This window comes from Parolsenella sp. LCP21S3_E11 (genome assembly GCF_052118165.1).
GTDB lineage: Bacteria > Actinomycetota > Coriobacteriia > Coriobacteriales > Atopobiaceae > Parolsenella.
In genome coordinates this window covers 331,215-355,691 of sequence record NZ_JBQKHS010000001.1, presented here as the reverse complement: position 1 = coordinate 355,691, position 24,477 = coordinate 331,215, and the positions used below count along the sequence as shown (strand labels likewise).

21 protein-coding genes are annotated in these 24,477 nt (G+C 63.6%); 10 read left to right on the top strand and 11 right to left on the bottom strand.

The window, feature by feature from the left end; genetic code table 11:
* The 3 genes from ACTQ1Z_RS01535 to ACTQ1Z_RS01525 are packed head-to-tail and all read left to right on the top strand — an operon-like array spanning position 1 to position 2,211.
* On the top strand, positions 1 to 1,233 hold the full coding sequence (locus ACTQ1Z_RS01535) for an aminotransferase class V-fold PLP-dependent enzyme (RefSeq protein ID WP_441858218.1): 1,233 nt from the start codon (positions 1 to 3) through the stop codon (positions 1,231 to 1,233).
* Positions 1,226 to 1,738, top strand: a complete 513-nt coding sequence (sufU, locus tag ACTQ1Z_RS01530; RefSeq protein ID WP_441858216.1) for a Fe-S cluster assembly sulfur transfer protein SufU — start codon at positions 1,226 to 1,228, stop codon at positions 1,736 to 1,738. The genes ACTQ1Z_RS01535 and sufU overlap by 8 nt, the downstream gene beginning before the upstream one ends.
* A gap of 2 nt (positions 1,739 to 1,740) precedes the next feature.
* Positions 1,741 to 2,211 (top strand): RrF2 family transcriptional regulator, encoded by a 471-nt coding sequence (locus ACTQ1Z_RS01525; RefSeq protein WP_293815805.1) that lies wholly within the window; start codon positions 1,741 to 1,743, stop codon positions 2,209 to 2,211.
* Positions 2,212 to 3,010: 799 nt separating this feature from the next.
* Here the strand turns inward: ACTQ1Z_RS01525 and ACTQ1Z_RS01520 are convergent.
* Both ACTQ1Z_RS01520 and ACTQ1Z_RS01515 read right to left on the bottom strand, forming a co-directional pair.
* Positions 3,011 to 4,090 (bottom strand): C40 family peptidase, encoded by a 1,080-nt coding sequence (locus ACTQ1Z_RS01520; protein ID WP_320679182.1) that lies wholly within the window; start codon positions 4,088 to 4,090, stop codon positions 3,011 to 3,013.
* Between the two features lie 179 nt (positions 4,091 to 4,269).
* Entirely contained in the window at positions 4,270 to 4,545 is a 276-nt protein-coding gene (locus ACTQ1Z_RS01515; RefSeq protein WP_293815842.1) for a YerC/YecD family TrpR-related protein, read from the bottom strand.
* A gap of 243 nt (positions 4,546 to 4,788) precedes the next feature.
* Here ACTQ1Z_RS01515 and ACTQ1Z_RS01510 point away from each other — a divergent pair, with 243 nt between their 5' ends.
* Positions 4,789 to 5,145 (top strand): phage holin family protein, encoded by a 357-nt coding sequence (locus tag ACTQ1Z_RS01510; RefSeq protein WP_293815801.1) that lies wholly within the window; start codon positions 4,789 to 4,791, stop codon positions 5,143 to 5,145.
* Positions 5,146 to 5,377: 232 nt separating this feature from the next.
* Here the strand turns inward: ACTQ1Z_RS01510 and ACTQ1Z_RS01505 are convergent, their stop codons facing one another.
* The 3 genes from ACTQ1Z_RS01505 to ACTQ1Z_RS01495 all read right to left on the bottom strand — a co-directional run bounded on the left by ACTQ1Z_RS01505 (position 5,378) and on the right by ACTQ1Z_RS01495 (position 8,371).
* The gene (locus ACTQ1Z_RS01505; RefSeq protein WP_320679180.1) at positions 5,378 to 5,650 is read right to left on the bottom strand and encodes a metal-sensing transcriptional repressor; all 273 of its coding nucleotides are present in this window, start codon (positions 5,648 to 5,650) and stop codon (positions 5,378 to 5,380) included.
* A 125-nt stretch (positions 5,651 to 5,775) separates the two neighbouring features.
* Positions 5,776 to 5,997, bottom strand: coding sequence for a heavy-metal-associated domain-containing protein (locus ACTQ1Z_RS01500; RefSeq protein WP_293834811.1), 222 nt, complete (start codon positions 5,995 to 5,997; stop codon positions 5,776 to 5,778).
* Between the two features lie 58 nt (positions 5,998 to 6,055).
* Positions 6,056 to 8,371, bottom strand: a complete 2,316-nt coding sequence (locus ACTQ1Z_RS01495; RefSeq protein ID WP_441858212.1) for a heavy metal translocating P-type ATPase — start codon at positions 8,369 to 8,371, stop codon at positions 6,056 to 6,058.
* Between the two features lie 398 nt (positions 8,372 to 8,769).
* Here ACTQ1Z_RS01495 and ACTQ1Z_RS01490 point away from each other — a divergent pair, with 398 nt between their 5' ends.
* Together ACTQ1Z_RS01490 and ACTQ1Z_RS01485 are read left to right on the top strand one after the other, a co-directional pair.
* Positions 8,770 to 9,483 (top strand): ABC transporter ATP-binding protein, encoded by a 714-nt coding sequence (locus tag ACTQ1Z_RS01490; RefSeq protein ID WP_441858210.1) that lies wholly within the window; start codon positions 8,770 to 8,772, stop codon positions 9,481 to 9,483.
* A gap of 40 nt (positions 9,484 to 9,523) precedes the next feature.
* Entirely contained in the window at positions 9,524 to 12,151 is a 2,628-nt protein-coding gene (locus ACTQ1Z_RS01485; protein ID WP_441858208.1) for an ABC transporter permease, read from the top strand.
* A gap of 116 nt (positions 12,152 to 12,267) precedes the next feature.
* Here ACTQ1Z_RS01485 and ACTQ1Z_RS01480 read toward each other — a convergent pair whose 3' ends face one another.
* The 3 genes from ACTQ1Z_RS01480 to ACTQ1Z_RS01470 all read right to left on the bottom strand — a co-directional run bounded on the left by ACTQ1Z_RS01480 (position 12,268) and on the right by ACTQ1Z_RS01470 (position 15,842).
* Positions 12,268 to 13,302: a YeiH family protein gene (locus ACTQ1Z_RS01480; RefSeq protein WP_441858206.1), complete on the bottom strand. Its 1,035-nt coding sequence runs from the start codon at positions 13,300 to 13,302 to the stop codon at positions 12,268 to 12,270.
* Between the two features lie 188 nt (positions 13,303 to 13,490).
* Positions 13,491 to 15,515, bottom strand: coding sequence for a heavy metal translocating P-type ATPase (locus tag ACTQ1Z_RS01475; RefSeq protein ID WP_441858204.1), 2,025 nt, complete (start codon positions 15,513 to 15,515; stop codon positions 13,491 to 13,493).
* Positions 15,516 to 15,590: 75 nt separating this feature from the next.
* Positions 15,591 to 15,842 carry a DUF6110 family protein gene (locus ACTQ1Z_RS01470; RefSeq protein ID WP_441858202.1) on the bottom strand — a complete coding sequence of 84 codons (252 nt, stop codon included), beginning with the start codon at positions 15,840 to 15,842 and terminating at the stop codon, positions 15,591 to 15,593.
* A gap of 420 nt (positions 15,843 to 16,262) precedes the next feature.
* On the opposite strand from ACTQ1Z_RS01470, the gene ACTQ1Z_RS01465 reads away from it, so the two are divergent.
* Complete coding sequence (locus ACTQ1Z_RS01465) at positions 16,263 to 17,000, top strand: VUT family protein (RefSeq protein ID WP_320679408.1); 738 nt, start codon at positions 16,263 to 16,265, stop codon at positions 16,998 to 17,000.
* Positions 17,000 to 17,698, top strand: a complete 699-nt coding sequence (locus tag ACTQ1Z_RS01460) for an SDR family NAD(P)-dependent oxidoreductase (RefSeq protein ID WP_441858200.1) — start codon at positions 17,000 to 17,002, stop codon at positions 17,696 to 17,698. Before ACTQ1Z_RS01465 ends, ACTQ1Z_RS01460 begins: the two co-directional genes overlap by 1 nt.
* Positions 17,699 to 17,716: 18 nt before the next feature.
* On the opposite strand, the gene ACTQ1Z_RS01455 is transcribed toward ACTQ1Z_RS01460, so the two are convergent.
* The 3 genes from ACTQ1Z_RS01455 to ACTQ1Z_RS01445 all read right to left on the bottom strand — a co-directional run bounded on the left by ACTQ1Z_RS01455 (position 17,717) and on the right by ACTQ1Z_RS01445 (position 21,884).
* Positions 17,717 to 18,604 (bottom strand): DegV family protein, encoded by an 888-nt coding sequence (locus ACTQ1Z_RS01455; RefSeq protein WP_441858198.1) that lies wholly within the window; start codon positions 18,602 to 18,604, stop codon positions 17,717 to 17,719.
* Between the two features lie 439 nt (positions 18,605 to 19,043).
* Complete coding sequence (locus ACTQ1Z_RS01450; RefSeq protein ID WP_441858196.1) at positions 19,044 to 20,096, bottom strand: 2-keto-3-deoxygluconate permease; 1,053 nt, start codon at positions 20,094 to 20,096, stop codon at positions 19,044 to 19,046.
* A 948-nt stretch (positions 20,097 to 21,044) separates the two neighbouring features.
* Positions 21,045 to 21,884, bottom strand: coding sequence for a zinc ribbon domain-containing protein (locus ACTQ1Z_RS01445; RefSeq protein WP_441858194.1), 840 nt, complete (start codon positions 21,882 to 21,884; stop codon positions 21,045 to 21,047).
* 275 nt (positions 21,885 to 22,159) lie between these two features.
* On the opposite strand from ACTQ1Z_RS01445, the gene ACTQ1Z_RS01440 reads away from it, so the two are divergent.
* Both ACTQ1Z_RS01440 and ACTQ1Z_RS01435 read left to right on the top strand, forming a co-directional pair.
* Positions 22,160 to 23,881 (top strand): N-6 DNA methylase, encoded by a 1,722-nt coding sequence (locus ACTQ1Z_RS01440; RefSeq protein ID WP_441858192.1) that lies wholly within the window; start codon positions 22,160 to 22,162, stop codon positions 23,879 to 23,881.
* Between the two features lie 2 nt (positions 23,882 to 23,883).
* Positions 23,884 to 24,438 (top strand): hypothetical protein, encoded by a 555-nt coding sequence (locus tag ACTQ1Z_RS01435; RefSeq protein ID WP_441858191.1) that lies wholly within the window; start codon positions 23,884 to 23,886, stop codon positions 24,436 to 24,438.
* Positions 24,439 to 24,477 lie beyond the last annotated feature (39 nt).

Here is a 24,477-nt window from a genome sequence, read left to right as displayed (position 1 = left end):
ATGGCAAACGTGACCGACATCCAGGCGAGCCCCTTCAAGGCGGACTTCCCCCTGCTCGCGAACAATCCCGAGCTCACGTTCCTTGACTCCGCCGCCACCGCGCAGCGTCCGGCTGCCGTGCTCGACGCCGAGCGCAGCTTCTACGAGACGATGAACGCCAACCCGCTCCGCGGCCTCTACAAGCTCTCCGTCGACGCGACGGCGGCCATTGACCAGGCCCGCGCCAAGATCGCGGCCTTCGTGGGCGCCGATGACCCAGCGGAGGTCATCTTCACTCGCAACGCCAGCGAGTCGCTCAACCTCATCGCCAAGACCCTCGGCCCCACCGTCCTGCACGAGGGCGACGAGGTCTGCATCTCCATCATGGAGCACCACTCCAACCTCATTCCCTGGCAGCAGGTCTGCCGCGCCTCCGGCGCCAAGCTCGTCTTCCTGCGCCCGGACGACCAGGGCGTCATCGGCCCCGAGGAGATCGCCGCCAAGATCGGCCCGAAGACCAAGATCGTCTCCGTCACGCACGTCTCCAACGTGCTGGGCGTCGAGAACCCCATCCGCGCCATCGCGGACGCCGGCCACGCCCAGGGGGCCATCGTCATCGCAGACGGTGCCCAATCGCTGCCGCACGTCCTCGTCGACGTGAAGGAGCTCGGCGTCGACGCCTTCGCCTTCTCCGCCCACAAGCTCGGTGGCCCGATGGGCATCGGCGGTCTCTGGGCCCACCGCGAGCTGCTCGAGTCCCTCCCGCCGTTCCTCACCGGCGGCGAGATGATCGACTCCGTGACCGAGGACGGTGCCGTCTGGGCGCCCATCCCGGAGAAGTTCGAGGCCGGCACCCAGGACGCCGCGGGCATCTATGCTACTGGCATCGCCATCGACTACATCCTCGAGCACGGTCGCACCGAGCTCGAGGAACGCGAGCGCGAGCTTGTCGCCTACCTGTGCGAGAAGCTCCAGGCTCTCCCCTACATCAAGATCGTCGGTCCGGATGACCCGCGCGCCCACATCGGCGCGGTCTCCTTCATGGTCGACGGCATCCACCCGCACGACGTCTCGAGCCTGCTCGACACCAAGAACATCGCCATCCGCGCCGGCCATCACTGCGCTCAGCCCCTCCTCACCTGGATGGGCATCGAGAGCTGCTGCCGCGCCTCCGTGGGCTTCTACAACGACAAGACAGACGTCGACCGCCTCGTCGAGGGCCTCGACTTCGTCTGGGGGGTCTTCAATGGCTAACGTCTACAGCCGCGCGCTCATGGACCACGTGAGCAACCCTGACTACAAGTACAAGATGGAGGACGCCACCTACAGCCACGAGGGCGTCAACCCCAGCTGCGGTGACGACCTCGTCCTCGACGTCCGCCTCGGCGACGACGGCACCATCGCCGAGGTCTCCTGGACGGGCAGCGGCTGCGCCGTCTCCCAGGGCTCTGCCGACATGATGAGTGACCTCATGGTTGGCGAGACGCCCGAGCACGCGCGCGAGCTCTGCCACCTCTTCGGCCGCATGATCCGCGGCGAGGAGACGGACGCCTCCGTCCTCGAAGAGCTTGACGAGGCCGCCGAACTCGAGAGCATCTCCCACATGCCCGCGCGCGTGAAGTGCGCCGAGCTCGCCTGGCGCACGCTCGACGAGATGCTCGGCCACCCCGATAAGCTCGGCGAGGCAGCCTCCACCGAGGACGGCACGGACGAGCACGGCAACCCCCTCTCCGCCGATGCGCACGGAGACGAGGAGTAGCCATGGCTTCCGGAATCTCCACCAAGGGCCGTTACGCCCTCCGCGTCATGGCAGACCTCGCCGCCGCGCAGGGCGAGGCCGGATGGGTCTCCCTCGGCGACATATCGCGACGCCAGGGCATCTCTCGCAAGTACCTCGAGCAGGTCATGGCGTCGCTGCACAAGGCGAAGTTCGTCGTGAGCCAGCGTGGCAAGGGCGGCGGCTACCGTCTCGCCCGTAAGCCCGAGGATTACACGCTGGGAGAGATCATCCGCGTGGCAGAGGGCAGCTCTCTGGCGCCCGTCTCCTGCCTCGACTGCTCGAACGGCACGATCTGCCCTCGCACCAAGACCTGCCCTACGCTCCCCGTGTGGCAGGAACTAGGCGCCCTCATCAGCGGATTCCTCGACAGCAAGCACCTGTCTGACATCGTTGACGACACGGACGGCGCCCTCGACGCGCTCGAGGCGCTTGGCGCGGGCCTCTGCAAGTAGGGTCGGGCAGGCGCGGCGTTCACCCGCGGCGACACCTCCTGCAAGTGACCCGGGTGTGGTCACGGGCGCGCTCTCCGCAAGCGACTCGCCACAGCCGCAGGCGCTGTCCCTTGCAACCGCCCCGTTAACCGCATCCAAACGCCCCCGAGACGACTCAATCCCACACACACGAACGGCCAACGGGACCCCACGGGGTCCCGTTTCTTTTACCTGGTCGGCTTTTCCCGGTGGCACCCATGGTCAGCCACGCTCGTAATCTGCTTTTCCCGGTGGCATCCATGCCCGGCGGCTAACCATGCCCAGTGGCACCCAAGCTCGTTCAAACATGTATAGAATTCAGCTCGCAGTGCATAGGTTCTCGGTCGCGGATTAAGCAGGCCCAAAACCGGGCGTCTTCGAGACGCAATTGACGGGCGTAGGTCTCAAAGGTTGGTCAAAAACACCATCTTGGCGTACGCCTTTCGAATTCCCTGCGATACTCCTGGACGCCCCTCGTTTTTGCCAAGATGCGAAACCGCAGGTAGATTAGTTGCAGCATTTGGCAAATGAGAGCGATTTGTTCAGCGATAATCCAAAGGGCTCCAGAAGCACCCTTCAGAGCACCTTATACACGCGATTCACGACCCCAAACGCCTCCCGGAACCAAAGAGGCGTACGCCAAGATGGGTATTTTGACCATCTCTCTCCAGCAATTGCCTCCGGGCTGGCTTTTGACGCCAAAGACATGACAAAGGGGCATCGACTTGCGTCGACGCCCCTTGCGGTACACATTTTGCCCCGAGCCCTCGGGTCCAGCTCGCTACAGCGTCTGGTACCAGGGGCTGCCGTAGACCGAGCGATAGCTCACGCCGACACTGGGGTTGCCGGCGTCGATCATCATGCCACCGCCGATGTAGATGCCCACGTGGCCGCCCCAGCAGACGATGTCGCCGGCCTGGGGGTTGGACGTGGTGGTGCCACAAGCACCCTGGGCGTACGAGGTACGCGGCAGCGAGATGCCGGCCTGGGCGTAGCAGTACTGCACGAAGCCAGAACAGTCATAGGCGTTCGGACCAGTAGCACCGTAGACATAGCTGCAGCCGACCTTGCTCCACGCGGCGGAGACGATGGCGTTGCGCTGCGAGGCGGAGAGGCTGCCGCTCGCGGAGCCGGATCCGGAGTTGGAGCCACCGTTGTTGGTGTTGTTATTGCTGTTGTTGTTGGCGTTCTGGTTACCGGTGTTGGGCACGTAGTTGCCGCCGTTGTTCTCGGCATTGCGCTCGGCATCCCTCTGGGCAGCCTCGGCGGCGGCAGCGGCGGCGGCGCGCTCGGCCTCGAGGGCGTCCTGGACCTGCTGGTCGAGGGAGCTCACATAGTTCTGGGCCTCGGTGACCTTGGCATCGAGCTCGGCCTGCTGGGCCTTGAGGTCATCGAGGAGCTGCTGCTGCTCGGTGCGCTTCTGGTCGAGATCGGACTGGATGTCCTTGACCTGCTGGATGATCTGGGTGTCAGAGTCGCTCACCTTGCTCGCGTAGGTGATGCGGTTGACCATGTCCTCGAAGCTCGTGGAGTCGAACAGGATGGAAACGAGCGAGACGCCGCCGGTCTTGTAGTTGGAGGCGACGCGGCGGGAGAGAGTGTCCTGGGCCTGCGCGAGCTCGGCGGTCTTCTGCTCGATCTCTGCGTTGGTGGCGTCGAGGTCCTCCTGGGTCTTGTTGACCTCCTCGCTCACGCAGGAAGCCTCATCATAGAGGCCGCTGAGGTGGGAGTTGGCCTGGTCGAGCTTCGCCTGGAGCTCCGCCGGGGTGTCGGCGAGGGCGATGGTGGGGAGGCCGGTGAGAACAGTCGCGCCGAGGACGAGGCCTGCGGTCGCGCGAGCGATGGTCCGACGGAAATTCAAGGGTGTGTCCCTTCGTAGGCTACATGTCAGGAGGGTTGTCCCGCGGCGCGCGGCGCGTAGAGGCAGGTTGCCCACCTTTCTGCATACCTATGATAGGGTTTCTTATCCCCCATGGCCAAGGCAATGTGGACGGGGGATGGAGCCGCCAGGTCACAGCGCCGCAAGCGGCGAACGCCGGGCTACTCCCCCTCGCGGGCGAGAACGGCCCGATAGCCGCCAGCAGGACCATTCAGGCACTTCGAGACGCGGCTGACCGTCGTCGATGAGGCGCCCGTGCGCTGCTGGACGGAGAGGTAGGACTCACCGGAGTCGAGCAACCTCGCGACCTCGAGGCGCTGGGATAGGTCGGCGATTTCCTTCAGGGTGCACAGGTCGAGCAGGAAGGCCTCGACCTCCTCGGGCGTGGAAAGCTCGGCTAAGACCGAGAGGAGCTCCTGGGCGGGCTCCGTCGCCATGATCTCGGTGGCATCCATGTGACATTCCTCCCAACCAAGCCGGAGGGTGCCTTGCGCGGGCCCTCCGCGAACTCCCCAACAGCGCTTCGCACGCCGCGACTCAACGGCTGCCATCTACTTTATCGCATTAAAGCGTTTAAGGCACTCATGGAGAGACCTTGATATCAAACGTTTTTCAGAACCCGGTCCCAAGGCGGCGCGCGGCGGCCGGGTACACTACCCCCGTCATCCAAGGAGGTACGTATGGACTTCATCGCAACCTGGCTCGTCAGCGCCATCGCCGTGGGCGCGGCCATCTGGCTCACCCCCGGCATCACCGTCGTGGGCGGCGCCTATGCGGGCCCCCTCTTCACAGCGCTGTTCCTCGCCATCGTGAACGCCAGCATCAAGCCGGTGCTCAAAATCATCGGCCTGCCGTTCACCATCCTCAGCCTTGGCCTGTTCGCGCTCGTCATCAACGCGCTCATGCTTGAGCTCGCGAGCTTCCTCTCGCGCAACATCACGCACGCAGGCATCGTCATCGACGGCTTCGGCGCGGCGTTCTTCGGCGCCATCGTCGTCTCAATCGTCACGATGATCGTTGGCGGCATCGTCAGGTAACACTTCCCACGGAGCGCCAGGCAAGACTCTGACTCGGCCAAACCCGGCATCCGGCACCAAGACGAGAAGGTCGTCCCGCATCACGCGGGGCGCCCTTTCGCTTTTGGACGGTAGATGCCGAGGGACGGGCCCGGGCGCACGCCGGCGCGGCGGGTCCGGGCGGCTGTCGATGCATGGCGGGCCCGCGGCGGCGGTGGCCACGACGCTCGGGCCCCGTCGACGGCCGACGCCCCTACCTCGACAGCTTATCGATGACGTCCTCAATCTCGGCGAGCTTCTCGTCACGCTCGGCATCGGCGCCACAGTGACAGGCACTCCTGACGCATCCTGCGATGTGCGCCTTGAGCACGGTGGCGTTGGTCTTGGCGACCAGGCTCTCGATGGCCATGAGCTGGTTTGAGATGTCGATACAGTAGCGGTCTTCCTCCACCATGCGGATCACCGCATCGAGCTGGCCTCGCGCGGTCTTGAGGAGGTTCAGGACCGTCTTCTCGTCTGCCACCATGGCAGGCTCCTTTCGTGTGGGGCATGTCAGCGGCGCGGCGGAGGGCAACCTGCGGCCTCGCCCGCGCCACGCCACCGGAGCGGGACGCTTGGCGCACGCATCACGCGGCGGATGCATGCGAGCGGCTAGTCCTCCGAGACCTCGAGCACCTCGTAGGTGTCGCTCGCGCCTTCGATCGCGGCCCTCACGGCATCGGCGGTGACGCCGTCGGAGCACTCGACCTTGACCACGTTGGTCTCGTGATCCGCCTCGGCATCGGTCACGCCAGCAACCTTGAGCAGGGCACTCTCAACCTTGGCCTCGCAGTGGCCGCACATAATTCCCTTAGTCTTCACGGTGTAGCTCATGTTCGTTCCTCTCTCTCGTTTTAGAAGTTGACAAAGGGACAGTCCCTTTGTCAACTTTTCAGCCCCTCGTCTTGAAGCGCGTGAGGCGGAGGGCGTTGGTGACCACGCAGACGCTCGAGAGGCTCATCGCGGCGGCGCCGAACATCGGCGAGAGCTGCCAGCCCAGGAGCGGGTAGAAGACGCCCGCCGCCAGCGGGATGCCACAAGCGTTATAGCAGAGCGCCCAGAAGAGGTCCTGCTTGATGTTGCGGATGACCGCACGCGACAGCTCGATGGCACGCGCCACGTCGAGCAGGTCCGAGTGCATGAGGACGACGTCCGCGCCCTCCTTAGCGATATCCGCACCGGCTCCAATGGCCAGCCCCACGTCGGCGCGAGCGAGCGCCGGGGAGTCGTTGATGCCGTCGCCCACCATAGCGACGGTGTGACCCGCCTCCTGCAGCTCGCGAACGTGACGCTCCTTGTCCGCGGGCAGAACCTCGGCAATGACCTCGTCCTCGCCTAGGCCCACGCCGCGGGCAATGGCGCGCGCCGTCGTGAGGTTGTCGCCCGTCAGCATGACGGCATGCACGCCCAGCCCGCGCAGCGCCGCGATGGCGTCCGCGCTCGAGGGCTTCACCTGGTCCGCCACGGCGATCGTGCCCACGAGCCTGCCGTTCTTGGCGAACATGAGCGGCGTCTTACCCTCGCGGGCGAAGGCCTCAAGACGCGCCTCGTCTACCTCGACGCCGAGCTCGGCCATGAGGCGCGCGTTGCCCGCGGCGACGACATTCGCGCCCTCGCGGGCGGTCACGCCCTTGCCGGGGACCGCTGCGAAGTCGCTCGCCTCGCGAGGCACGATTCCGCGCTCCTCCGCGAGCGCCATGACGGCCTCCGCGAGCGGGTGCTCCGACCCCGCTTCAAGTGTCGCCGCAAGCTTGAGCAGTGCCTTCTCGGAGACTCCCTCCTCGGGCACGACGTTGGTCACGGCGGGTTTGCCCTGGGTGATCGTGCCGGTCTTGTCGAGCACCACCACATCGACCCCTCGCAGGGCCTCGAGGGCCTCGGCGCTCTTGAACAGGATGCCCATCTCCGCGCCGCGGCCGGTACCCACCATGATGGCAACGGGCGTGGCCAGGCCCAGCGCGCACGGGCAGCTGATGACGAGCACCGCGACGGCGGAGGTGATAGCCTCCGTCACGCTGCCGCTCAGCGCTAGCCAGACGACGAACGTCACAACGGCGATACCGATAACCGCGGGCACGAACACGCCCGCGACCTTGTCCGCGAGGCGGGCGATGGGCGGCTTGGTGGCGTTCGCGTCCTCCACGAGCTGCACGATCTTGGCGAGGCTCGTGTCCGCGCCCACGCGCGTGGCGCGGAACATGAACGTGCCCGTGCGGTTGATGGTCGCCGCACTCACCGCGTCGCCCGCACGCTTCTCGACGGGAATCGACTCGCCGGTGAGGGCGCTCTCGTCAACCGCGCTCGCACCGTCAACCACGACGCCGTCGACGGGGAGCGACTCGCCGGGACGCACGCAAATGACGTCGCCCGGCTGCAGCGTCTCAGCGGCGACCTCGCGCTCCGTGCCGTCCGCGTCGACCACGTGCGCCGTCTTGGGGGCGAGGTCGATGAGCTTCTCGAGGGCGCCGCCGGTCTTGGCCTTGCTGCGCGTCTCGAGGTACTTGCCCACGGTCACGAGGGTGAGGATCGTGCCGGCGCTCTCGAGGTAGAGGTTGTCCATCGCCGTCATCATCGCAGCGTGGACGTCCGCGGCGGCAAGCTGGTCCGCCATGACGAACATCGCGAAGAGGCTCCAGCCGATGCTCGCCGTGGCGCCGATGGCGATGAGGGCGTCCATCGTGGGAGCGCGGTGCCAGAGGCTCTTGAAGCCGTTGGTGAAGTAGGCGCGGTTCTCGAAAACGATGGGGATGAGCAGGAGGAGCTCCGTCAGGGCGAGCGTCATGGAGTGCGTGTGGTCCGCGAAGACCGCCGGCACGGGCCAGCCTAGCATGTGCCCCATCCCCAGGTAGAAGAGCGGGACGAGGAAGACGATCGAGACGACGAGGCGGCGCCTCATGGCATCGGCCGTGGCCTCGAGCTTCGCCGTGGGGCTCTTGAGGGCAGCGCGCGACGCGAGCGTGGCGGCACCAGCTCCGGACGGCGCGCTTGCCCCCGCGTCCTGCGACGCGGCGCTGTATCCCGCGCGGTCGACGGCGCGGCAGATGTCCTCCGCAGAGACCGAACCCTCGTCATAGTCGACGGTCATTGAGCCGGAAAGCAGGTTCACCGTGACGTCGCTCACGCCGGCAACGCCGCGGATGGCCTTATCCACGTGGGCCTGGCATGCCGCGCAGGTCATGCCTCCCACCTCGAACTTCTCGTGCTTCATACGTACCCCCTGCGCATGTGGCAGCGGCCGAATCGCCGCTCCCGCACCGTGGTTGACAAAGGGACAGTCCCTTTGTCAACTTTTCCGCCGCAGGTGACAAAGGGACTGTCCCTTTGTCACCGTCCCTTTGTCACCTGTGCGCCACGGTTAACTTGGCGCTAGTATACCCCTCCCCCCTGGGGGTAGGGCATAGATTTCGCTCATTTTTTAGCCCTCCCCTCGATCCTCAAGCCCTCTCGTCGCTCCTAACTGACAGAAATACCTGCTCATAACACAAAATTAACCAAAGCCAACTATTCGCGCATGTTATTGTTTGCTCGATATAACTTCACCCTGGCTAACTCTGCCCTCGCAACTGACCGCTCCGTTAGCCTGGCGCGCAACGATTGAAGCGTCCCATGAAGGGCAACACCCCCTACCTCGTCGTCAATGGGCTCAAGAAGCACTACGGCGACGGCGAGGCCCGCGTCCAAGTCCTTGACGGCATCACCACGACTATCAATAAGGGTGAGGTTTGCGTCATGCTCGGCCCCTCCGGCTCGGGCAAGTCGACCTTCCTGAACCTCATCGGCGGCCTCGAAGACGCAGACGGCGGCAGCATCGCCGTCGACGGATGCGACCTCACGACCCTCTCGAGCAAGGACCTCGACGAGTACCGTCGTCGCGAGCTAGGCTTCGTCTTCCAGTTCTATAACCTCGTGCCCGACCTCACGATCAGGGAGAACATCGAGGTCACCGCACATCTCTCCAAGAGTCCGCTGCCCATGGAGGACCTCCTGCGCTCGCTCGGCCTCTGGGAGCATCGCAACAAGTTCCCGCGTCAGGTCTCCGGCGGCCAGCAGCAGCGCTGCGCCATCGGTCGCGCCCTCGTCAAGAATCCAGGCCTCATCCTTTGCGACGAGCCCACGGGCGCGCTCGATTACAAGACCTCCAAGGAGGTCCTCGAGCTCATGGAGCGCGTGAACCGCGAGTACGGCTGCACCCTCGTGATCGTGACGCACAACGCCGCCATTGCCAAGATGGCAGACCGTGTGCTGCGCCTTCGCGACGGCCGTCTAGCCTCAGACGAGGTCAACGCCTCCCCCGTGTCCGCCTCCGAGCTCGATTGGTAGGCGCGCGATGACTCCCCTGGCAAGGCGGCTCCCCCGCGAGTTGCGTAACAACCTCGGCAAGTACCTCGGCATCTTCCTCCTCATGACGGGCTCGATTACCCTCACGTCGGGCTTTTTGCTCGCGGCTCACTCCATCGGGTGCATCATCGACGGCATGCGCGACGAATACGCCATCGAGGACGGCCGCGTGACGACCTCCTTCGAGGCGACGAGCGCGCAGCTCGAGGCGGCCGAAGACGCCGCCGAAGACGTCGGCGGCGTCACGTTCTACAAGGACTTCTCCATCGACGCGGCCTTCCGCAAGACCTCGGACGACGACGGCACCAAGCGGACGCTCCGCACCTACGTGCACCGCACCGAAGTCAACCTCGCATCCTATTGCGAGGGCGCGGAACCCCAGGCAGACGACGAGATCGCCATCGACCGCGTCTTCGCCGCGAATAACGAACTCGCCGTGGGCGATACGCTCGATCTCTGCGGCCGCACCTACACCATCACGGGCATCATGACCCAGCCCGATAGCCAGGCGCTCTTCCTCAACAACTCTGACTTCACAGTCAACACCATCACCTTTGGCGTTGCCGAGGTCACTGACGCCGGCTTCTCCGCACTCGCGGACGCCGGCGGCGCGCCCACCTACACGTACTCCTTCGCCTTCAACGACCGAGACCTTTCCGTCGCAGACCGCACCGATGCCGAGGAGGACATGGTCGATGCCCTCACGGACGCCGACGCGCGCGTGGACGACCTCATCGACGCGGACTCCAACCAGGGCATCGGCTACGCGCGCGACGACGTGGACGGCGACTCCATGATGTGGACGACGCTCCTCGACATCATCATCGTGATCATGGCCTTCGTCTTCGTGGTCCTCACCGACGCTACCATCGAGGAGGAGAGTGCCATCATCGGGACGCTCCTTGCCAGTGGCTATCGCAAGCGCGAGATCGTGCTGCACTACCTGGCACTCCCCGCCGTGGTAGGCATCCTCGCCTCGCTTCTGGGCTGCGCGCTCGGCGTGACCGTCTTCACCGAGCCCATGCGAAACCTCTACTACGGCTCCTACAGCCTGCCGCCCTTCCACGTCTACTGGAGCTGGGAGATCTTCGTCAAGTGCGCCGTGGTCCCCGCCGCCGCGCTCATCCTCATCACCCTCGTGGGCCTTCTCCGAAAGATAGGAAAGACGCCCCTGCAGTTCCTCCGCCACGAAGCAAGCGGCAAGGCCGGCACCAAGCGTGGGCTGCAACTGCCGGAGCGCATGGGCTTTGTCTCGCGCTTCCGCTTGCGCGTGTTCCTGCGCAACCTCGGCAACTTCGCCACGCTCTTCGTGGGCGTCGCATTCGCCTCTCTGCTTCTGCTCTTTGGCCTGGCGATCCTCCCCACGATGACGCACTACGCGGACAACCTCGAGACAAGTCTCGTGGCCGCGCACCAGTACACGTTTAAGGCCCCGCTCGAGCTCGAAGGCACGGCCGAGGAGCGCGAACAGTGGGCAGCACTCGATCGCCTCCAGTCCGTCGACGGCACACTCCTCACCGCCGCCGAGAATGCGGAGGACGAGCTCGACGATGCGGCGGACGCGGCCCAGGAGGCGGCCAACGCCGCCATGGCATCGCCCAGCGCCGCGAGCATGCAGGCAGCCAGCGACGCGCTCGAGGAAGCGCAGGACAAGAAGGATGCCCTCTACGCGCGCTTCGACGACATCGCGGAATCCCTCGGCTGCGACCGCGACGAGGTGATTGACCTCATCGATGACGCCTCCAACATCGATACCGACAACGACGACATCCACCCCGTCAACACCACGGACAATGGTGCCGAGAAGATCGCCCAGGCCGAGAAGTACGCTGTCTACCAGCTGCAATATGACCGCGGCGAGGGCAATGGCGTGGAGACCGTAACCATCTACGGCGTCTCCCCGGACTCTCGTTACTGGAAGGACCTGGGCGTTGGCAGCGGACGCGTCGTATTCGGCGGGGGCCTCGTCGACAAGTTTGGCTGGAAGGAGGGCCAGCAGGTCAACCTCACCGACAAGTTCGAGGGAAAGGGCTACGCATTCGACTACGACGGCAACTCGTGGGGCTTCAAGTCTGACATGAACGCCTACATGAGCATCGACGACTTCAACAGCCTCTTTGGCAATGACCCCTCGTACTTCAACGGCTATGTAAGCGACGAGGAGCTCGACCTCGACTCGCGTTACTTCGCCGGCGACACCACGCCGGACGACATGCGCGCCGTAGGCGACCAGTTCATCGGCATGATGAGCGACCTGATCAGTATGATGGTCGGCCTCTCCGTCTTCATCTTCCTCCTCTTCATGTACCTGCTAACCAAGGCCGTCATCGACCGAAGCGCGCGCTCCATCAGCTACATGAAGGTATTTGGCTATCGAGACGGCGAAATCTCTCACCTCTACATCCGCTCGATCACGCTGTGCGTCATTGCGGCGTTGCTGCTGTCTCAGCCCGTAATCATCGGCTCGCTCATCGCGATCTTCCGCTCGATGCTGCTCGCCTACAACGGCAACATCGAGATCTACGTGCCATGGTGGTCCATCGCGGCGTGCGTGGGAATCGGGTTCGTGACCTACCTCGTCGTGGCGCTCCTGCACACGCACTCCATCAAGCGCGTTAGCCTCTCCGAGGCGCTGAAGGTCCAGGAATAGAGAACCGCCCGCACGCGGGGCGCCGCCTGGAGGGAGGGTACCCCGCATTTAGTCGCGCGAAGCGCATGGCAAGCCAAACCAGAACGCGCCGCCACAAACGTGACGGCGCGTCTTTCTTACCAGATGCCGATGACGTACTGCATACCCAAGCTCACGCAGGCGATGGCGACCCAACAGCAGGCTCCCAGCGCGATGGGCTTGCCACCCGTTCGCACGAGCTTGACGATGTCGGTGTTGAGGCCGATTGCGCTCATGGCCATCACGATGAGGAACTTCGAGAGCGTCTTCAGTGGCGCGGTGACGGCCGCGGGCAGGGCAAACACGGTGGTTGCGAGGCTCGCGAGCACGAAGAGCCCCACGAACGTCGGGAAGGCGCGGCGCAGGCTGAAGGTGCTCTTGCCCTCCCCTCCCGCGCGACGGTCGACGCGCATCTGCCACACGGCAAGTGCGAGCGTGATCGGGATGATGGCGAGGGTCCTCGTGAGCTTGACGATGGTGGCGGCGTCGAGCGTGTTGGCACCCGGGTGCATGCCATCCCACGCGGCCGCGGCAGCCGTCACCGAGGAAGTGTCGTTGACGGCGGTACCCGCAAAGAGGCCAAAGCCCTCGTTGGTGAGACCCAGCATGCCGCCGAGGGTGGGAAAGACGAGCGCGGCGATTACGTTGAAGAGGAAGATCACGGAGATGGCCTGAGCAACGTCCTCGTCGTCTGCGCGAATCACAGGCGCCGTTGCCGCGATGGCGGAGCCGCCGCAGATGGAGGAACCCACGCCGATGAGCGTGGCGATCTTTCCGGGCACGTGCATGGCGCGGCACATCACGAAGGAGACGACGAGTGACGTCGAGATGGTGGAGACGATCACCGGCAGGCTCGTGGCTCCCACCTTCGCAACCTGTGCGAGGTTAAGCCCGAACCCTAGGAAGACGACGGCAGCCTGAAGGATGTACTTTGACGTGAACTTGACGCCCGGCTGCAACGCCGAGACGTCGTGACCACGCAGCACCTGAGCCAGGAGCATGCCAAACAGGATGCCGAAGACCGGCCCTCCGACGACCTCGGCATACTGGCCGCAAACCCAAGCGACCACGGCAATTGCCAGACAAAGGAGGAGACCCCGGGCCTTCTCGGCGAGGTTGGGAGATTCAGTCATTCATTGCCCTTCGTACGATGGCTCGTCAAACAAAGAAGCCCATTATATCCCCGCGATCGCCAGCAGGCGGCCACAGAGACAGAATGGGCAATATGGTCCGCGAAGCCGCCGGCAGCGACGGCACGGTAGCATGCGGCCTCAGACCGGCGTCGATACAGCGGAGCCGCCGCCAGGCAGGCCATGCATCGCTACGAAGCCGATGGCAGGTAGGCCTTCGCGTTACCGAGGCTGTAGGCGATCGTCGAGCCGTTGTGCAGCAGCGACGACGTCTGGGGGGTGATGAAGCCCGCGATACCAAGCGCCAGAAGCGCCGAGTTGATGAGCATCACCTTCGAGTAGGAGCTCGTCAGGCGGTCAATGAGGCCCTGGCTCATCCTGCGCAGGCGCACGATCGCGGCGAGGTCCGTGTCCGCCAGGATGATGTCGGCGACCTCCTTGGCGATGTCGCTTCCACCGCCCATCGCGAGGCCCACGTCCGCCAGGCGAAGCGCCGGAGAGTCGTTGACACCATCGCCCACCATGGCGACGTGGCGTCCCTCACGCTTGACGCGCTCGACGTAGGCGTACTTGTCCTCGGGCAAAAGCTCCGCGGCGTACTCGTCGACGCCGGCCTCGCGAGCAATGCGCCTGGCCGTGCGCTCGGAGTCTCCCGTGAGCATCACGACGTGCTTGACGCCAAGCGCGTGCAGCTCGGCAATGGCCTCCTTGACGCCGGCCTTGAGCGGGTCCTCGATGCCAAGCACTCCCACGACCTCGCCGTCTACGGCAAGGTACAGAGGCGAGAAGCCCTGCATCTCAGACTCGACCCTCTCCCGCGCCTCGGGATCCATGAGGACGTGCTTGTCCTCGAACACGAAGTGCGCCAAGCCGATCACCGCTCGCCTTCCCTCGATCGAGGAGGCGATGCCGTGCGCGACGATGTACTCGACCGCGGCGTGACGCTCACGGTGCTCGAGGCCACGCGCCTTAGCGGCGTTGACGACGGCGCGCGCCACCGGGTGCGGGAAGTGCTCCTCCAGGCAGGCGGAGAAGCGCAAGACGTCGTCCTCGCTCCAGCCGTCGGTCGCGAACACGCGGGCGAGCCTAGGCTGCGCCTCGGTGAGCGTGCCGGTCTTGTCGAACACGATGGTGTCCGCCTTGGCGAACGACTCGAAGTACTTGGCGCCCTTGACCATGACGCCCATCTTGGCCGCGTCGCTCATGGCGGTCATGACGGCGACGGAACCCGTGAGCTTGAGCGCGCATGAATAGTCGACCATGAGCGCGGCAGAGGTCTTGACGATGCTGCGCGTGGTGAGGGCGACGAGGCCCGCAAGCAGGAAGTTCCAGGGAACGATCTTGTTCGCCAACTCCTCCATGTGCGACTGCCCCTCGGACTTGAGGGAGTCGGCCGTCTGGACGAGCGAGACAATCGAGCGCAGCTTGGTCTGGGCCGCGTTGGCACGCACACGCACGAGGATGCTGCCATCCTCCACGACGGTACCGGCAAACACGTCATCGCCCACGGAGCGCTCGACGGCAAGCGGCTCGCCGGTGAGGGTCGCCTGGTTGACCATGGCGCTTCCCCGCTCGACCACGCCGTCGATGGAGATGGACATGCCGGTGCGAACGGCCACGAGGTCGCCGGGCTCGAGCTCCGTCGCTGGAACGCTCACCTCGGTGTCGCCCACGACCTTCTGCGCCTTGTCAGGCACGTCAAGCAGGGAGTTGATGAGCTCGTTTTCGCTCATGGCGCGCGTGTAGTCCTCGAGCAGCTCGCCGACGTTCAGCAGGAACATCGTCTGGCCCGCCGTGTTGACGTCGCGCTTCACGAACGAGATGCCAATGGCGGAGGCGTCGAGCACGGGCACCGTCAGGCGAGGCTTCGCTAGCTCGTGAAGGGCGGCGCGCAGGAAGGCCATGTAGCTCGCCACGACGAACACGGCTCGCAGCGGGGTCGGCAGGAACCACCGGCGCGCATAATGGGCACCGACGAGCGCCGCCAGGTCCATGACGAGCTTGTGCTTGCGAGGCTCGAGCTGAATCGCGTAGCCGGACTTCGCCTCGGCGACCGACTGCGCGTCGATCGCGCGAAGGCCGCCGAGCACGTCCGCGCGGCGAGGGGCGTCATACTCGATCGCCATCTGCCCGATACGGCCATACACCCGGACTTTCGTGACGCCCTTGATATCCGTGCTCAGCTTTATGAGAGCATCGAGGTCCCCCTCTGGCACAGGACCCGCCAACTGTAGGCGGGTCCTGCCGGGGATCTCGCTAATAACCGAGAATCTCATAGTTGTGTCAGCGCGCTACTCGGCGGCCTCGTCCGTAGCGGCGACGGGCTCGCTCGCAGTGATGTACGACGCCTTGGCGACCATGTCGTCAACCTCGGCCTTCGCCTGCTCTACCATGTCCTGGTAGTCGCTCTTAAGACGCATGCCACACGCGATGCCCTGCACACACGCGTTCTTGACCGGCTCGCTCTTGAGCAGCTTGATGCCGGCCGTGCCAAGCAGGAAGCCGCCGCCGACGAGCAGAGTGGTATACGTGGACTTCTTCATGTTGCCTCTCCTTTTTCGCACATCTTTGAGATGAGACGTCCTGAGCCCAGGCAGATAAGTAAGCCTAGGCACACTTGCAACTAGCAAGTTTAGTTCCACTAACTTTAAGAGACAGCCTTGGATAACTATTTGGAAATATATAGGAAGGCCGGCACGTTCTCGCATTCGTCGGGTACGGCGCTTCGATGCGGCTCATGCCCCACGGCCCGCGCCTCCACGGTCGCACACCCCACGCCCCACGGCCCGCACCCCACGGTCGCACACCCGCAAGGCCATGCCGCCGGCGCGTCTCGCCATGCCCGGCACGCGACCACCACGCGCTTTTGCTACCATGTCCTGCGGCGGATCCGCCGCCCGCGCTGTTCTACTCCGATATCCAGCGCGATAGAAGCTAAAACCAAAGGAAAGAGAGACAACCGCATGATCAAGAAAGTCCTGGAGGACTACAAGCTCCTCCTGCGCAGCATCCCTGCGTCCACCGTCACCTGCTTCGTCGTGAGCGTCATCCTGATGAACCTCCTCGCAAACAAGGAGCTCATCAGCCTCCCGTGGCTCGCGCTCGACTGCGGCTTCACCCTGTCATGGGTGTCCTTCCTCTGCATGGATATGATCTGCAAGCGCTTCGGGCCCAAAGCCTCCGTCAAGGTGTCGCTTCTCGCCCTGGGCATCAACCTCGCCGTGAGCGCCCTGTTCTGGCTCATCAGCCTCGCGCCCGGTATGTGGGGCGCCTACTATGACACCGGCTCTCTCGAGGTCAATGCCGCGCTCAATGCCACCATCGGCGGCTCGTGGTACGTCGTCCTCGGCAGCTCCCTCGCGATGCTGTGCTCGTCGTTCGTAAACTCGCACCTCAACCAGTTCATCGGCCACCTCACCGACAACGGCAGCTTCGCAACGTTCGCCCTTCGCAGCTACGTGAGCACGGGTGTCGGCCAGCTCGTTGACAACCTCGTGTTCGCCATCGTGGTCTCGCACGTCTTCTTTGGCTGGACGTGGCTGCAGGTCATCACCTGCTCCATCACCGGCGCCCTTGCCGAGCTCGCCTGCGAGATCCTCCTCTCCCCCGTTGGCTTCAAGGTCGCCGCGGGCTGGGAGCGCGAGGGCGTGGGCGACGAGTACGTTCAGACCCACGCCGCAGAGCGAGAGGCAAGGGCCTAATGGGCACCCTCATCACTGGCACCGCATCCGGCATCGGCCGCGCCACGGCAGCGCTCTTCCTCGAGCGCGGCCACCGCGTCTGGGGTCTCGACATTGCCGAGCCCACGCTCGAGCACGAGAACTACCAGCACTTTGTTTGCGACGTCAGTGACGCGGCGAGTCTTCCTGATGGCCTCGAGCCGGAGGTTGTGATCAGCAACGCCGGCGTCCAGGGCACAGAGGACGACATCGCCGTGAACCTCCACGGCACCATCAACGTGGTCGAGAAGTACGCCTTCGCAGGCGATGCCACGGGCGGCCGCCGCGAGCTGGGCCTCACGCCCGCGCCGCGCATCCGCTCCGTCGTCTGTGTGGGCTCGGCCAGCGGCCACACCGGCTCGGAGTTTCCCAGGTACGCGGCCTCTAAGGGCGGCGTCATCGCCTACACGAAGAACGTCGCCGGCCGCCTGGCGCCCCAGGCCATCTGCAACAGCGTCGACCCGGGCGGCGTCCTCACCGAGCTCAACCTCCCCGTCATGGAGGACGAGCGCCTCTGGGGCCGCATCATGGACCTCACGCCGCTCCGCCGCTGGGCCACACCCGAGGAGATCGCCGAGTGGATCTACTTCGTCGCCGTCACGAACCGCTTCATGACGGGGCAGAACCTGCTCATCGACGGCGGCGAGGCCGGGCGCACCGAGTTCGTCTGGCCTGACTAGCGGCGGCACGACGCGATCCTACTCCCCGCGCTCGTCTCCCATGAAGAAGAGCGCGACGGTGCCGGGACCCGTGTGCGAGCCGATGACCGTGCCGATGTTGTTGATCACGACCTTACCCGCGAGCGCCGGGAACTTGGCCTCGACCATGTCGCGGACGGCCTCGGCGTCCTCGCGGCACGCGCTCATCGAGAGCGAGCACTTGCCGGCGTAATCATGCCCGTCCTGGACGTGCTCCTCCATGCGAGCGACCATGTCCTTCTCGGCCTTGGCCTTGGTGCGGATCTTGTCACGCGGGATGAGCTTGCCCTCGTTGTTCATGTTCAGCACGGGGCAGATCTTGAGCGCGGTGCCCACGAAGCCGCTCACGCGGGAGACACGGCCGCCGCGGACGTAGCTCGTGAGGTCCGTCGAGAAGAACCAGTGGTGGACGTGGAGGCGGTTCTCCATCGCCCACTCGAAGGCCTCGTCGAGCGTGGCGCCCTCGTCGCGCTTATCGGCGAGATAGTCCACGAGCATGCCGTAGCCCGAGCTCGCGCCTAGGGAGTCAACAACGAGTACACGGCGCTCGGGGTGTGCCTCCATGACCTGCGTCGCGGCAAGGCAAGCACTGCCGTAGGCGCCGGAAAGGCCGCTCGAGAGCGATACGTGAAGGACGTCCGAACCCGCCGCCACGATGGGCTCCCACAGCTCGACAAACTCGCCCACGCTCACCTGCGAGGTGGTGGGGGCGGCGCCGGCCTTGATGGCGGCGTAGAAGTCCTCCGGGGAGATGGACTGGTAGAGGTCGTCGAGGTGGTCAACGCCGTTCTCGTCCCAATGGAAGCAGGCGTAGGGAATCTCGCGGGAATCGAAGAAGCTCTTGTCCCTGTCCGCGGTGGAGCAGCAAGTAAGCGTGAAGTTTGCCATGGTGGTACCTCGTTATCGGCTCGGCATGCCGACGGAGCGGCGAGCGTCAAGACCTCGCCGTTCTGTCGAGCGTTTTACCCGCATTGTACCGCGGGGCCGAATCCGGCGAGCATGGAGCGGGGGCTCGCGACCCGATGCCGTAAGCCCGCGCGAGAAAAGTACGGTGCCCATGCGACAAAAGCATGACGTCCGTACAACAAAATTGAGATTCTGCGGCTCGATTTCGCCTCATGGCCTTGTTCGAGCAAAATCCAACTGGGGTTTTATTTGCCACCGTTCGAATACCATTTCACGGAAATGGACTCGGACGGCATTATTCAGCCGCAGAATCTCAAATTCGTTGCACGCGAGGTTCGGCTAGCTTCAGACGATGCTAGCGGCACACGCATTTCGCGGCCTTCGCAACACGCGAAAGCGCGTTTCAATCAGCAGCTGGCTACTACTCGCCGTCGACGTCGCGCGCGACGGCTTCCTCGAGCGCCTCGACGCCCGCGGCGGAGAGGTCCTCCCCGCCCTGGCAGAACTTCTTGTCGACCCAACCGGTGAGGATCGGCGCAAGGATTGCCGTGATGATGACAGCCGTGGCGATCTGGGCGTAGGCCGTCGGCGCGAGCTCGGCGTAACGCGGCGCGACCTCGGCGAGGGCGACCGGCGTCGTCATCGCGGTTCCGGCGACCGTGGAGCACGCAATGGCCGCCTTGCCGTTGCCGCCGCAGAGGCGCTCGAAGGCAAACGTCACCGGGCCGACGACAAACAGCGTGATGAGACCGAGCAGGACGCCCGAGATGCCGCCGGCGATGAAACTCGAGAGGCTCATGGATGCGCCAAGCTGGAAGCCCAGGAACGCGATGGCGGGGTTCGTGCCCGGTACCAGCAGGTTCTTGACGAACGGGAACAGGTTGCCGAGGACCATGCCGATCACGAGCGGCAGAACGGAGCCCACGATGGTGCCCACGGGGATGTTCGCCAGGCCGGAAACGCCGAGGATGATCATCGTAATCGCGGGGCCAGCGGTGAAGAACAGGATGCCCACGGCGCCGCGCTCAGACTCGTCGCCGAACTCGCCCATGATGCCCGTGTAAAGCGCCATGTTGCAGAACGAAATGCCGCCGATGACGGAGACGGAGGACAGGCCGAGGAAGTTGTCGTTGAAGAAGTAGGCGACGCCCAGGCCGAGGGCCGCGGCGAGCACGAGTTTCGGGATGAGGATCACGATGCCGGTCTTGATGGCGCCCGGAGTCGACTTGAACGAGATGCCGGCACCGACAAACAACAGGATCGCAGCGACGACGGCGTTCGATCCGCCGCGCGTGGCGACCGTGAAGAAACCGCCAATCTCGAAGACCTGCGGGCAGAATGTGTTAAGGAGGAGGCCGACGATCATCGGATAGATCATGATATCGCCCGGAAGGCGCGGCACCCTGAACTTGGGCTTGGACGCCTCGGCGGTGGCCGCTGCGGTCATCTCCTTGTCATCACCTGGCTGTGCCATTAGGTCCCCCTATCTGCCGTTTTTAGGTTTGGAAATACTAACAAACGCAGATAAGGGTTCCCGAGATGTTCTCATGCTTGTAACGAATGGGGTGCGGGGCAGCGCCCCGCACCCCATTCGCGGGCCCGCGGCCCGCGATGCTTCCCTTCCCGCGAAATCACTTCAGGCGCAAGAAGACCCGGCCAGCCGCCCGCAGTGCCAAATAGGCTCGCAGCGGCCCCTTCGAGCGCGCTACCATCCTGCCATTTGCTTGCGATAAGGCAATCCGGAGTATCCGTTAATAGTAATTTCGCGAGTGGTGGTCAAAAACACCTGCGCGGCGGACAGTTTAGGGGCCCGAAAAGCCCAAAATAACGCCTTTCGCGGGTTTCGATGGTGTTGTCGCGAGCACAGCCGAGTAGCGCTAAAACACAACAACGAAGCTACCTGCGTGTTTGCAAATTGACAATTGCTCCAACTTCCAAGCCAGAGCTCCAAACCCCTCGAAAGTGTCCGCCGCGATGAGCTTTTTGACCACTCACGGCAGAATTAGGTATCGGGACGCCCTCGCGCCGCCATCACGAGGCCTGTTTCGTCTGTGCTCCGGACGAAACAGGCCCTCCAACAAGTCAACCCCATCTCATGAGCAAGAAGCGCTCCTGGACTTCAGGCCTCCAGATCACGTCCAGGAACGTCTCCCCTTCCCGGTGGTCAAAAACATCATCTTGGCGTACGCCTCATCGCTCAAAGCAGCCGGTTTGGGGGGGTGTCTGCGGCCCATCGAGGGATCCGGGGAGTCGACCCAATTGGCACTCACAACTAACCAATTAATCTACCTGCATATTTGCTAATGGCTTGTTTTGCGCGCTTTGCGAATGGGCCTCAATACCCACCCCGTGCGTACGCCAGGATGGGTATTTTGACCACCTGCCGTCAAAAACGTCGGCCGCAGGCCACCCAAATCAGAAACTAGCCGCGCTTTGTCCTCAAACCGCACGATGCAACGACCGCCTGCACGAGAAACTCCGTCGCACCCTCGCCACAAGGCTCATCGTAGTAGGCAACAAACCTCGGATCCGCAAGATATCCCTGGCAAAGGCCCAGATACGCGGCATCTTCGGGTTCGGCGCCCCAGTGCAGGCCCACCCAGCGACGATGCATCGCCACAAGCTTCTCCGCCTCGGGCCCACGAACATCACCGTCCGCCACGGCAATCGAAAGCTGCCCCAGGACCGCGCGTTCGAGCTCCTTCAGATCATTCCACGCAGCCGCGTCCATGTCGAGAATCCGCTCGTTAGCAGCGTCAACCGCCTCGTCTCCGTAGCGCTCGCGGGTCTCAGCGCCATAACGCTCCGCGTTCTCGCGAACCGCGCGCCAGCGCTCGAGCTGCGGCAGCACCGCGCCCATGAGCGAAACCGCCTCGTCGAGCGTCATGCCCTCGTTCTCCGCCAGTCGCGGCGCACAGTCCTCAATCATGGCCTCCATCGTGGTCTCGTAGGTGTAGTGGCCACCGTCATAACACCACTTGCAGTAGTGTTCGTTCTTCTCGCCGTCGGCGTCCGTGCCGAGGTCGGCCGGCGTGAGATACATGCCGCAGCTCTCGCAATAGTGCTCCGGCATCTCGAGCAGGTGCGATAGGGGCTCGCCCGTAACAGCAGCCACGAGCTTCATCATGTCGATGCCCGGCGTCACCTCACCGCGCTCCCAACGACTCACGGCCTGGCGCGTGACATAGAGCTTGGATGCAAGTTCCTCCTGCGTGAGACCATGCGAACGGCGAACTGCCACGAGCCTGTCTGCGAATGCCATGGTGGGTCCTTCCTGCGGTTTCGATTGCTGACTCAAGTATGAGCGCCGCCGGATGAGCTGCCAAGCAATCGTTAGTTGCGCAGAAGGGCGTGAGGAGGGAAAGCAGAATAGGGTGATTCCGGCCCATGAAGCCCGATTCACAACCTGCCACCCCTCGCGCCGAATGCTCGAATTCAGCCTTTGGTTATTAATAACCTTGACAGCATGCAACGACGTGATTAAAGTCTGTTTTGAAGCGTTTGGTTATTGATAACCATTCTTTGAAAGGAACAGCATTGTCTTACGCAGATTCTAATTTCAGAGAGCTATGTCGTTCGATTGAAAGTCACGTCCGTGGCGCCGGATCGCCCGAGGATGTTTATCCACTTGTTTACCTTGTGCGTTCGGTACGAGACTCCGGCTTCACGAGCAGCCCCCACAAAGCAATTGAGGCAGCCTCTCGTGGCGACGAAGACATCGCGGCATCACTCGAGCTCGCGCTCGACCGGCTCTCCCCCTCCTCGTCCCTCAGCGATCTCGCTGATGCCATGGACGCCCTCAGCAAGGACGACCTCGACGCATACCTCAAGAATGGGCCCGCTAACCATGGGATGAGCGAAGCCATGTTTGCGACTCCCAAGGGTATCGCCGACCTTGCCGTTGCCATCCTTGACATACACTCCGACGACAAAGTTGTCGATTTCGGCTGTGGCAGAGGTACCTTCTTGGAGACGGCTGCTGAAAAATGCCCAGACGCCACGCTTGTTGGCGTCGACATCAATCGAGATGCCCTCTCCATTGCGAAGATGCGCTCAAACGCAAGCGGCTCCTCCGTCACTTATGTTCACGAGGACATGTTCCGCTTCTATGAGGACGTCGTATCAGGCGAGCCCGTCGACAAGGCGTTCTCCAACTACCCGTGGGGCATGCGCACGTTGACGCTCCCCCAGTCGACTGAATATGTCGGTAGGGTCATGAGGGGTCAGGAGCGTTACAGCCGCCCCAACTCTTCCGATTGGGTCTACAACCGCCTTCTCGTCGACTCACTATCGGAGAATGGCATCGCAGTCGCAATCATGTCCAATGGCGCTTGTTTCAACGGCATGGACAAACCCGCTCGCAGCTACTTCATCAAGAACGGCTTCGTGAAGGCCGTCGTCGCACTTCCGCAGGGCGTATTCGCCCCGTACACGTCGATTCTGACCTCTCTCGTCGTTCTCTGCCCCGGTGGGGCCAAGGGTGTTCGTATCGTCGATGCAACCGACCTCGGTACGAGTGACCGACGCGGTTGCACGATTGGCGACGCAGACATCAGGACCATCCTCGAACGCCTCGAATCGGATTCAGAGAAGAGCACGGTAAAAACCGTCGACGAACTAGCAGCTCGCAGCTTCGACCTGTCTGCCAAGCGTTACCTCCAGAAAGAGGTTAGGGTCCCCAACGGTGTTCCACTTTCGAGTGTTGCCACGATCCAGCGCGGTGCTTCCGTCCGCGCAGCCGATCTTGACGCCCTGGTATGCGACCAAGACACAGGCATCAATTATCTCAACCTCGGCAACATCTCCGATGGCGGCATCGACGACGAGCTTCCGAATCTCTCTGCGCTTGATCCGAAGCTCGAAAAGTACTGCATTCGCGACGGAGACGTTCTCATATCCAAGAACGGCGCCCCTTTTAAGGTGGCTGTGGCAGAGGTGCCGGAGGGACGCAAGATTCTCGCAAATGGCAACCTCTACGCAGTCCGCGTGAATCGCGATAAGATCGACCCCTATTACCTCGCAGCCTTCTTCTCGAGCCCCTCGGGCAAGGAACTGCTCGCACGAGAAGCGGTCGGGACCGCGATTCCAAATATGCCCGTCAGCGCCCTCTCTATCATCAATGTTCCCCTCGAAGAGCCCGAGCGTCAGAAAGCCGTAGCCACCTCCTATCTAGCGAAGGTTGACGAAATCAAGGTGCTAAAGCTCCGTCTGTTCCGTGCACGCCAGGAGATTGCCGACGCGTTTGACAGGGAGGCATAGCATTGGCCCATCTCACCGCGCAGGAACTCTCGGACCTCTGCGACGCAATGATGGGACGCATGGGACTCGAGCTTCTGCCCGCAATCACAAAAGCGAATCGCGAAGACAGCTTGGAGGATCTCCTCTCGTCTCTTGGGATGTCTGATCTTCTGGGAGGGACGACAAATCCTTACGAGGAGCGCGTCCTTGGAAAGGTGATCGTGCTTGGCGCGAGCGCCGTAAACGTTGACAAGCTACGCAGCACGGCAAAGAAAGCTGGCTTTGACCCCGATCGTTTCGAGTTTCATCTCGACTACAACCGACTCAAGCACTTCGACTTTGGCAAGGTGCGCGACACAATGGGATATGTCGCGATATTTGCCGGCCCGATGCCCCATAAGACTCCGGGAGCTGAGAAAGCCTCGAGCTTTCTTGCCCGTGTCGAAAACAACCCCGATGGGTACCCCACACTCATCAAACTAAAAGCAGGCAATGACCTCAAGATCACAAACAACAGCTTCAAGCACGCGCTGGGGCAACTGGCCCAACTTGAGGGGACAGCGATGAGGCGCGGCTAAGCGGCGCCGAAACCACCTATCGCTCAGGCATTCAATCAA